The sequence below is a fragment of the Streptococcus ovis DSM 16829 genome, assembly GCF_000380125.1.
Lineage (GTDB): Bacteria > Bacillota > Bacilli > Lactobacillales > Streptococcaceae > Streptococcus > Streptococcus ovis.
In genome coordinates this window covers 23,518-31,097 of sequence record NZ_KB904568.1, presented here as the reverse complement: position 1 = coordinate 31,097, position 7,580 = coordinate 23,518, and the positions used below count along the sequence as shown (strand labels likewise).

General features: G+C 40.3%; 9 protein-coding genes and 3 pseudogenes (1 of these 12 running past the window's edge). 10 read left to right on the top strand and 2 right to left on the bottom strand.

All coding sequences use genetic code 11. The features are described 5' to 3' along the window. The 9 genes and pseudogenes from A3I9_RS13495 to A3I9_RS13370 form a co-directional block, all read left to right on the top strand. Positions 1-272, top strand: a 272-nt coding sequence (locus A3I9_RS13495) for a hypothetical protein (RefSeq protein WP_026217325.1), incomplete at its 5' end; no start/stop codon positions are given. Positions 273-557: 285 nt separating this feature from the next. Then, the gene (locus A3I9_RS0104445; protein WP_018377852.1) at positions 558-1,043 is read left to right on the top strand and encodes a hotdog domain-containing protein; all 486 of its coding nucleotides are present in this window, start codon (positions 558-560) and stop codon (positions 1,041-1,043) included. A 254-nt stretch (positions 1,044-1,297) separates the two neighbouring features. Beyond that, positions 1,298-2,248, top strand: a complete 951-nt coding sequence (locus A3I9_RS0104440; protein WP_018377851.1) for an aldo/keto reductase — start codon at positions 1,298-1,300, stop codon at positions 2,246-2,248. 127 nt (positions 2,249-2,375) lie between these two features. Next, positions 2,376-2,834: a MerR family transcriptional regulator gene (locus A3I9_RS0104435; protein WP_018377850.1), complete on the top strand. Its 459-nt coding sequence runs from the start codon at positions 2,376-2,378 to the stop codon at positions 2,832-2,834. Then, positions 2,818-3,738, top strand: a complete 921-nt coding sequence (locus A3I9_RS0104430; RefSeq protein WP_018377849.1) for an amidohydrolase family protein — start codon at positions 2,818-2,820, stop codon at positions 3,736-3,738. Before A3I9_RS0104435 ends, A3I9_RS0104430 begins: the two co-directional genes overlap by 17 nt. A 2-nt stretch (positions 3,739-3,740) precedes the next feature. After that, the gene (locus tag A3I9_RS0104425; RefSeq protein WP_018377848.1) at positions 3,741-4,373 is read left to right on the top strand and encodes a putative quinol monooxygenase; all 633 of its coding nucleotides are present in this window, start codon (positions 3,741-3,743) and stop codon (positions 4,371-4,373) included. Between the two features lie 134 nt (positions 4,374-4,507). Then, complete coding sequence (locus tag A3I9_RS0104420) at positions 4,508-4,927, top strand: cupin domain-containing protein (RefSeq protein ID WP_018377847.1); 420 nt, start codon at positions 4,508-4,510, stop codon at positions 4,925-4,927. 1 nt (position 4,928) lies between these two features. Continuing rightward, positions 4,929-5,249, top strand: coding sequence for a carboxymuconolactone decarboxylase family protein (locus A3I9_RS0104415; RefSeq protein ID WP_018377846.1), 321 nt, complete (start codon positions 4,929-4,931; stop codon positions 5,247-5,249). Positions 5,250-5,402: 153 nt separating this feature from the next. After that, positions 5,403-5,516, top strand: a pseudogene (locus tag A3I9_RS13370) (low temperature requirement protein A); the annotation flags it as partial. A 51-nt stretch (positions 5,517-5,567) separates the two neighbouring features. Here the strand turns inward: A3I9_RS13370 and A3I9_RS0104410 are convergent. Then, positions 5,568-6,491, bottom strand: a pseudogene (locus tag A3I9_RS0104410) (IS3 family transposase); the annotation flags it as partial. 69 nt (positions 6,492-6,560) lie between these two features. Here A3I9_RS0104410 and A3I9_RS0104405 point away from each other — a divergent pair. Next, positions 6,561-6,914: an IS66 family transposase gene (locus A3I9_RS0104405; protein WP_018377844.1), complete on the top strand. Its 354-nt coding sequence runs from the start codon at positions 6,561-6,563 to the stop codon at positions 6,912-6,914. Positions 6,915-6,943: 29 nt separating this feature from the next. Here the strand turns inward: A3I9_RS0104405 and A3I9_RS0104400 are convergent. Next, a pseudogene (locus tag A3I9_RS0104400) lies at positions 6,944-7,580 on the bottom strand (transposase) (its annotated part continues 248 nt past the right edge of the window); the annotation flags it as partial.

Sequence of the window (7,580 nt, the reverse complement as noted above, 5' to 3'; positions counted from 1 at the left end):
TTTCTGAAGTTGTGGGTGAAGGAGAAGGTTGTGATGTTTTTTATGAAACACATTTTCACCAAGACAACATTGTCGCTTCTATCGAAGTCTCTGAGAATCTAACTTTTTCAGAGATTTACTCATTGCTTGCAAAGGATAAGTATATGGAAGTTGCTGATATTGTGACGATTTCAAATAATGAAAAAGCAATTACTGCATTTATCGAACAGAATAAAGAGGAAATGAGAGCACAAACAATTTTTTCATTAGAAAGTTTTGTTGCTCGTAAATAATGTACAGTACAAAAGAGCTGAGGAGGAAATTGTATGGATGAACAGGTAATTTGTATTCTCCAAAAGGTTGCATGTTGGATATCAGTTTTTTACAAAATACAATAATGGATTATAAAAGGAAAAAGCTTTGATTTCAAGGCTTTTTTGCTTGTTATAAGAATGGAGAAGGAAACTGAAATAGCGGGTGTTGTGAGTGAAGCTAGCAGTTAAAACAAATTATTGGTAAGCGTTTACATAATATGGTATGATGTGACCATACTATAAAATAAAAACGAGGAAACGACCATGATTCACATGAACAAAGTCATTGCCATTCAAGATACATATGGAGAAAGATTTCAACATTGTTGGGGATGCGGTCCCAAAAACGTTGATGGCTTACACCTAAAGACTTATCCGAGTGAGGATGGACAGTGTTGTCTTTCAGTGTATACCCCAGGTGCTCATTATACAGGGGGAGTACCATCCAATATTTTTGGTGGGATGATTGCAGTGCTCTTTGATTGTCATGGAACAGCGTCAGCGGCCTGGTTTGCCCATCGTAAAAAGGGGTTAGAGCTGACAAAGGAGACTGTGATTGGACGATATATCACAGCAAGACTAGAGGTTGATTTTAAGAAGCCACTTCCAGTCAATGAAGCAATTACTGTGACATCTAAAGCAGAAGAAATTGGCGAACGTAAAGTCATTGTCACAATGGAAATGGTAGCTGCAGGAGAGGTTCGTGCAATAGCGCGAATGATTGCAGTAGCGGTCAAAGATCATATGTAGTCTAAGGCAACTTTCATTTGGAAGTTGCCTTTTTATAATGTTTGAATCAGATGGGATTTCAGCTTTCTGCATTGTTATCGGTAATGAAGAATGGTTTTACCATCAAGGAAAGAACGAATGGTATTAGAATTCGTATACAGATGTTTCCTTTTTAAATGTTGGAGCGAGATTTAAAAAAATCATTCATAAAACACTTGACTTATAGTCAACTACAAGTGGTACACTGTCACCATCAACAAAAAAGGAGAAACAAAATGACAAAACATACAGCATCAATCGTACTTGGAACATGGTCTTGGGGAACTGGCGGATTTGCTGGTGGTAATGTGGTTTTTGGCAATCATCTTGATACGACTGACTTGAAAGATGTTTTTTCGGTTGCTATGGAAAATGGTCTCAACACCTTTGATACTGCTTTTGCCTATGCCAATGGGGAATCTGAGAGGATTTTGGGTGAGTTAGTGAGCCAATATGACAGGTCAGAAGTCATCATATCTGACAAATTTACACCAGGAATGCAGGATGGTACCAAAGAAAATCCAGTCGCAGATATGTTAGAAGGTAGTCTTAAGCGCTTGGGAATAGAATATATTGACATTTATTGGATTCATAACGCTGCTGATGTTGAACGTTGGACACCATTTTTAGCAGACTTAGTCAAATCAGGACGTGTGAAACGAATTGGTGTATCCAACCACAGTCTTGACCAAGTGAAACGTGTTCAGGAAATCTTGAAACCAGCTGGGGTACAAATTTCAGCTGTTCAAAACCATTTTAGTTTGCTTTACCGCAATTCTATTGAGGATGGATTGCTTGACTATTGCAAGGAAAATGATATCCAATTTTTCTCTTACATGGTTCTAGAGCAAGGCGCTTTGTCTGGTAAATATGATAGTAGGCATCCGATGCCAGCTGATTCCAATCGTGGCAAAACCTATAATCCGATGTTTCCAGCCTTAGGTGACTTACTTTCTGAATTGAAAGTTTTGGCAGACAAGTATCAGGTTAGTCCAGCACAAATTGCGACAGCTTGGGCAATCGGGCGTGGAACAACACCAATCTTAGGCGTTACAAAAGTTGAACAAGTTCTAGATGCGGCTAAAGCTAGCGACCTGGTTCTCAGTGGGACTGAAATGGCAAGATTAGAAGAATTGGCTTCAGAAGCTGGTGTCAATACACGCGGTGGCTGGGAAGGACAAGCTTAACACAATGAATCAACAAGGACTGTCTGAGTAACTAAATGATGCAAGAGTTGACGTGCTAAAAAATGTAACTTAACAAAAATTATAGTAGACTAGAGTTACAAGATACGTTTAGATAGAAGGTAATGAGATGACAGAAACGAAAAAATACACCATTACGGAAGTGTCACAAAAATATGATATTAATCCCAATACCCTGCGTTATTATGAACGGATAGGGCTTTTACCAGAGATACCTCGTCAGTCTAATGGCAATCGCTATTTTACAGATGATCTTAATAAGTGGCTTGAAATGATTATTTGCCTACGTCATTCTGGCATTCCAATCGAAGCCTTGATTGATTATTGTCAGCTACTCATGCAGGGTGATCAGACGGTAGAAGCGAGTGAAGCCTTGTTGCGTGAGCAACTAGCAGTGCTAGAAAACAAACAAAAAAATCTTCAACGTTCTATTGATCGCTTGACACGCAAAATCAGTCTTTATGAATCTGGAGAGATTTTAAATAAGGATACCTATTACGAAGAATATGGCATTATTTTTGATGAAGCCGGTAGCTGGAAGGAGAGATTAGATGACTTTGAAAATTGATGCCTTTGCCCATGTTTTACTTCCTGAGTTTTTTGGAAAAATGCTAACGCTGGATAAGAAGTTAGTCTCAAAAATGCCCTTTATCCAAAACCCTGTCTTGACGGATATAACAAAACGTCGCGAGACGATGCCAGCTAACACAAAACAAATTATTTCTTATGTCAATGCTAATCCAGAAGATTATCTGGATAGTGCTGAAGCTACTCAATTGGTAGAACTGGCGAATGAGGAATTGCTAGCGACGGTCAAAGAAAATGCGGATATTTTTTCGGGTGGTGTAGCCATGGTGGCGATGAACAATATTCCAGAAGCAGTGCGCGTGATAGAGAGCTTTGTTGTTAGTCATCCTGAGATACTTGGGATTCAATTATTCACACGTCATCTGGGGAAATCCCTAGCAGATGAGAGTTTCAAGCCAGTATTTGCAGCAGCATCCAAGGCGAATAGCCCAATCTGGCTACACCCAGTCTTTGATGAGCGGAAGCCAGACAATAATATTATCTTTAGCTGGGAGTACGAATTAACCCAAGCCATGCTAGACATTGTGCAGGCTGGTTATTTTCAAGAATTTCCAAATCTCAACATCTTAGTTCATCATGGTGGGGCTATGGTTCCTTACTTCGCAGAGCGGATTGAGCATATTTTACCAGAGGAGCAGGCGAGTGATTTCAAGAAATTCTATGTGGATACAGCCCTTTTAGGCAATAGCAAAGCTCTGGAACTCTGTGTGGACTATTACGGTGTTGACCATGTTCTTTTTGGAACTGATGCACCGCTTGGGATTCTTCCAGCTGGAGCGACAGAAGTAATCAGTAATGCTATCGAAAAATTACCTTTAACGGATAATGATAAAGAAAAGATTTTTCGTGGGAATGCCAATAGGCTCTTTGGATTTGGAGGTTGAAAATGACAGAGATCTTTAGAATGTTTCGTCTTGGTTTGGAATTGGATTATGAAGAAGATTATAAGCAAATTGGCTATACGAACTTTACCCAGTCAATGGCACTAGAACCAGGGACTTTGGCTATGTATGGTGGTCATCTTTCAGAAGATTTTAGTCAGCAGATCGTTGTGGAATGTTATGCTAGTGAAGAGGCTTATCAGGAACATGTTCAATCACCTCATTTTAAGGCCTTTGTAGATTTGGCACAAAAAGCACTGACTAGCCGTGAAGTGGTGACCTTGGTGCCACAATTATTGCTTCAAAAACCAACCGCCTTGCGGATTTTTGATGATAAGCAGTTAGCTGTTCGACTAGCTACAGTGACGGTTAGGGATAGCAATGCCTTTTCAGAGATTGTTTTACCTGAAATGCAGACAAGCATGGAAAAAGAAGCTGGAGTCTTGGTCATGTATGCTGGTACAGATGTGGACAATCCGGATACTTGGTATTTCTTTGAGGTCTATCAAAATGAAGCTGCATATGAGCAACACAGAGCAACACCGTATTTTAAAGACTATATTGAGCAAAGTGCTAAATTGGTCCTAGATAAACAACTTCAAACGTTGCATGGGGATATGCTGGTGAATCGAGGATAGATTTAGTAGCTTGATGATAAGTTAAAATACTTTTGAAGCATCTATTAACTTTCATTATAGGTATTTGTCACTGTTAGTAGTTAGAGATATACTATAATCGAGATTAACATTATTATAGAAAGAAGTGATGACTCATGTTTAAACATGAAGACGTTAAAAACAATCCCTTATTTGCCTTTGGAGAAGAAAATCCGTACGGTGTTAGTTTTACGGGACAATCCTATCTAGCAATGTTGGCACAAGCGCCAGATGGCAATACCAGTGTTGGAAATGTGACCTTTGAACCGGGATGTCGTAATAACTGGCATGTGCATTTGGATGGGTACCAAATTCTTCTTGTTACTGGAGGAGAAGGTCTTTATCAGGAAGCTGGGAAAACTGCGCGACATCTAAAAGCAGGTGATGTCGTTGTGACTGACAAAGGAGTGAAGCACTGGCATGGTGCAACCAAAGATTCTTGGTTCAGTCATGTGGCGATCACAGCTGGTGCCAGTGAATTTTATGAATCAGTGATAGGCGAAGAATATCAAGCAGCTCATAAGGAGGAAGAATAATATGACTATTAAACAAACAGCAGGGCGTGATCAACTAGGCGAATTTGCGCCTGAATTTGCTCATTTTAATGACGATGTTTTGTTTGGCGAAAACTGGAATAATGAGGCCATTGATCTGAAGACACGTTGTATCATTACTGTGACGGCTCTGATGAGCTCAGGTATCACCGATTCTTCTTTAAACTATCACTTGGAAAATGCCAAGAAAAATGGTGTCACCAAGGAAGAAATCTCTGCTATCATTACCCATCTGGCTTTCTATGTCGGCTGGCCAAAAGCCTGGGCAGTCTTTAGAATAGCTAAGGGTGTATGGGGAGAATAAGATACGACAGGTGCTCGTGGATATTAACAATAATAAGTCGTTCACCCAACAGGTTATCAGCCACGTGGGAGAACGATCTATTTTGCCCAAACTAGAATGATAATTGATATTTGCGGACCTCCAAGTTACTTTTATTGAAAGGAAAAATCACATATTTTGGCAATGATAAAACATAAGAAAATTGAATTAACGGAGCTATTTTACGATTTGGTTTACGTTTATGGCTTTAGTCAGACAACCTCGCTCATTCACCATGTTCATCAAGGGGTGATTCCTATGAACTGCTCCCTGTCAAGTGGACAATGAAATAATAAAAGATTAAGCAACGGCCTTGTTCCTCATTTCAAGAGGGGCAAGGCCGTTGTGTTTCTCTTGAAATCGTTCATTATTGTAAAAATAGATATAGTCATCAATATCAGTGACCAACTCCTCAAATGTCTTGTAGGTCTTCAAATCATAACACTCCGTTTTAAAGTGTCCAAAGAAACTCTCAATCGGCGCATTATCAATGCACTTGCCAACTCGTGACATTGAACGTGTCATCTGATATTGTGTTGTTACCATCCGGTATTCTCGCGATGTGTATTGGGAGCCTCTATCACTATGAAGCAGCGGTGTGGCTCCTGAGTTAATCTCTATTGCCTTTCTTAGAGTTTCCATAACAAGAGGATTATCATTGTGCTTACTGATATGGTAAGCCACGATAGAACCATCATATAGGTCTTTAATAGCACTTAAATAAGCCTTACAACCTAATCCATATTGCAAGAAAGTCACATCTGTACACCATTTTTGATTAGGTGACTGAGCTGTAAACTCTCGATTAAGAATGTTCTCTTCGATATTCACAAAACTAGTCTTCGTGCAATAGCCTCTAGAACGACGGATAATTGATGAGATACCAAGGATACGCATTAAGCGACGAATTCGCTTCTTGTTATAAGTTGTTCCAAGTTCCCGATTGATAGCTCGTGTCATTCGACGGTAGCCTAAAATTCCCTTGTGTTTGGTATGGAGTTCCTTGATGGTTTTTAATAGTGTTCGATTTGTCTCCTCAGATGTAGTCTCTTTGTGATTAAGCCACTTATAATAGCCTGATCGAGACACTCCAAGCAATTGGCATAACTGGCTAATAGAGGCTCCACTANGCTTATCNGAATAATCTTTGATGGCTTGAAATTCTTCCAAGTANNGTCCAATCCTTACCGTCGGTTTCTGCGTCTGATTTCTTCNAACTTTTTGGCGCTAGCCGTTCGAAGCAAAGCGAGTTACGGATAGCCCTGCAAGGCTTGTCCAAGCGTTAGGAACAGGGTGACGACACGATTGGCAACAAGCAACTGCAAGCAGNTAGCCAGCAGTAAGCATAGCCAGAGACCAGTCATCTATTATCGCTATGATGATAGCCGTTCAGGTAAGGTTATCCGTGACATTCTAGGCGACTTCCAGGGCTACTTGCAGGCAGATATGTATTCAGGTTATCAAACCATAGATGGGGTTAAACTAGTAGGCTGTTGGGCACATGCCAGACGCTATTTTCATGACGCTTGTCCAAAGGTGGCCAATAAAGATAGTTTAGCCCTACAAGGAAAACATCGGATAAGTGCCATGTTCAAGTTTGAGAAAGATCATGCCCATCTTGTCTCCTCAGATGTAGTCTCTTTGTGATTAAGCCACTTATAATAGCCTGATCGAGACACTCCAAGCAATTGGCATAACTGGCTAATAGAGGCTCCACTACGCTTATCTGAATAATCTTTGATGGCTTGAAATTCTTCCAAGTAACGTCCAATCCTTACCGTCGGTTTCTGCGTCTGATTTCTTCTAACTTTTTGGCGCTAGCCGTTCGAAGCAAAGCGAGTTACGGATAGCCCTGCAAGGCTTGTCCAAGCGTTAGGAACAGGGTGACGACACGATTGGCAACAAGCAACTGCAAGCAGTCCTACCTCCATCTCTAAATAGCGGTTGCACTCTTCTAGTTGCTTGATTTTGAGCTGTAATTCTTCTTCTGGGGTTAGGTTTGGTTTACTGTCTAATCCTTTACCTCTGCGATCTAAGAGTCCTTGACTACCATCCTTCTCAAACTTTCTCACCCAGGAATAAACTTGTTGGTAGGAAATACCATATTTCTCAATCGCTGCCTGATAGTCCTTATCATGAGCAATNGTGAAGTTGACAATCTCCACCCGTTCTTCAAAAGTGGTTTTTCGTCCTTGGTTCATACGACTTAATCCTTTNCTAGTNGNTTNNANTNNTTTACCACTAGTATANCGNTTTATCCANNNTTNGAGAACACTTCNAGANGATATNTGATANNTNTCANNNATNGTNTNC

Bases quoted from the DNA above. Each gene is read 5' to 3' on its own strand.
- A3I9_RS0104445 (WP_018377852.1), top strand. From the start codon at position 558: ATGATTCACATGAACAAAGTCATTGCCATTCAAGATACATATGGAGAA.
- A3I9_RS0104440 (WP_018377851.1), top strand. From the start codon at position 1,298: ATGACAAAACATACAGCATCAATCGTACTTGGAACATGGTCTTGGGGA.
- A3I9_RS0104435 (WP_018377850.1), top strand. From the start codon at position 2,376: ATGACAGAAACGAAAAAATACACCATTACGGAAGTGTCACAAAAATAT.
- A3I9_RS0104430 (WP_018377849.1), top strand. From the start codon at position 2,818: ATGACTTTGAAAATTGATGCCTTTGCCCATGTTTTACTTCCTGAGTTT.
- A3I9_RS0104425 (WP_018377848.1), top strand. From the start codon at position 3,741: ATGACAGAGATCTTTAGAATGTTTCGTCTTGGTTTGGAATTGGATTAT.
- A3I9_RS0104420 (WP_018377847.1), top strand. From the start codon at position 4,508: ATGTTTAAACATGAAGACGTTAAAAACAATCCCTTATTTGCCTTTGGA.
- A3I9_RS0104415 (WP_018377846.1), top strand. From the start codon at position 4,929: ATGACTATTAAACAAACAGCAGGGCGTGATCAACTAGGCGAATTTGCG.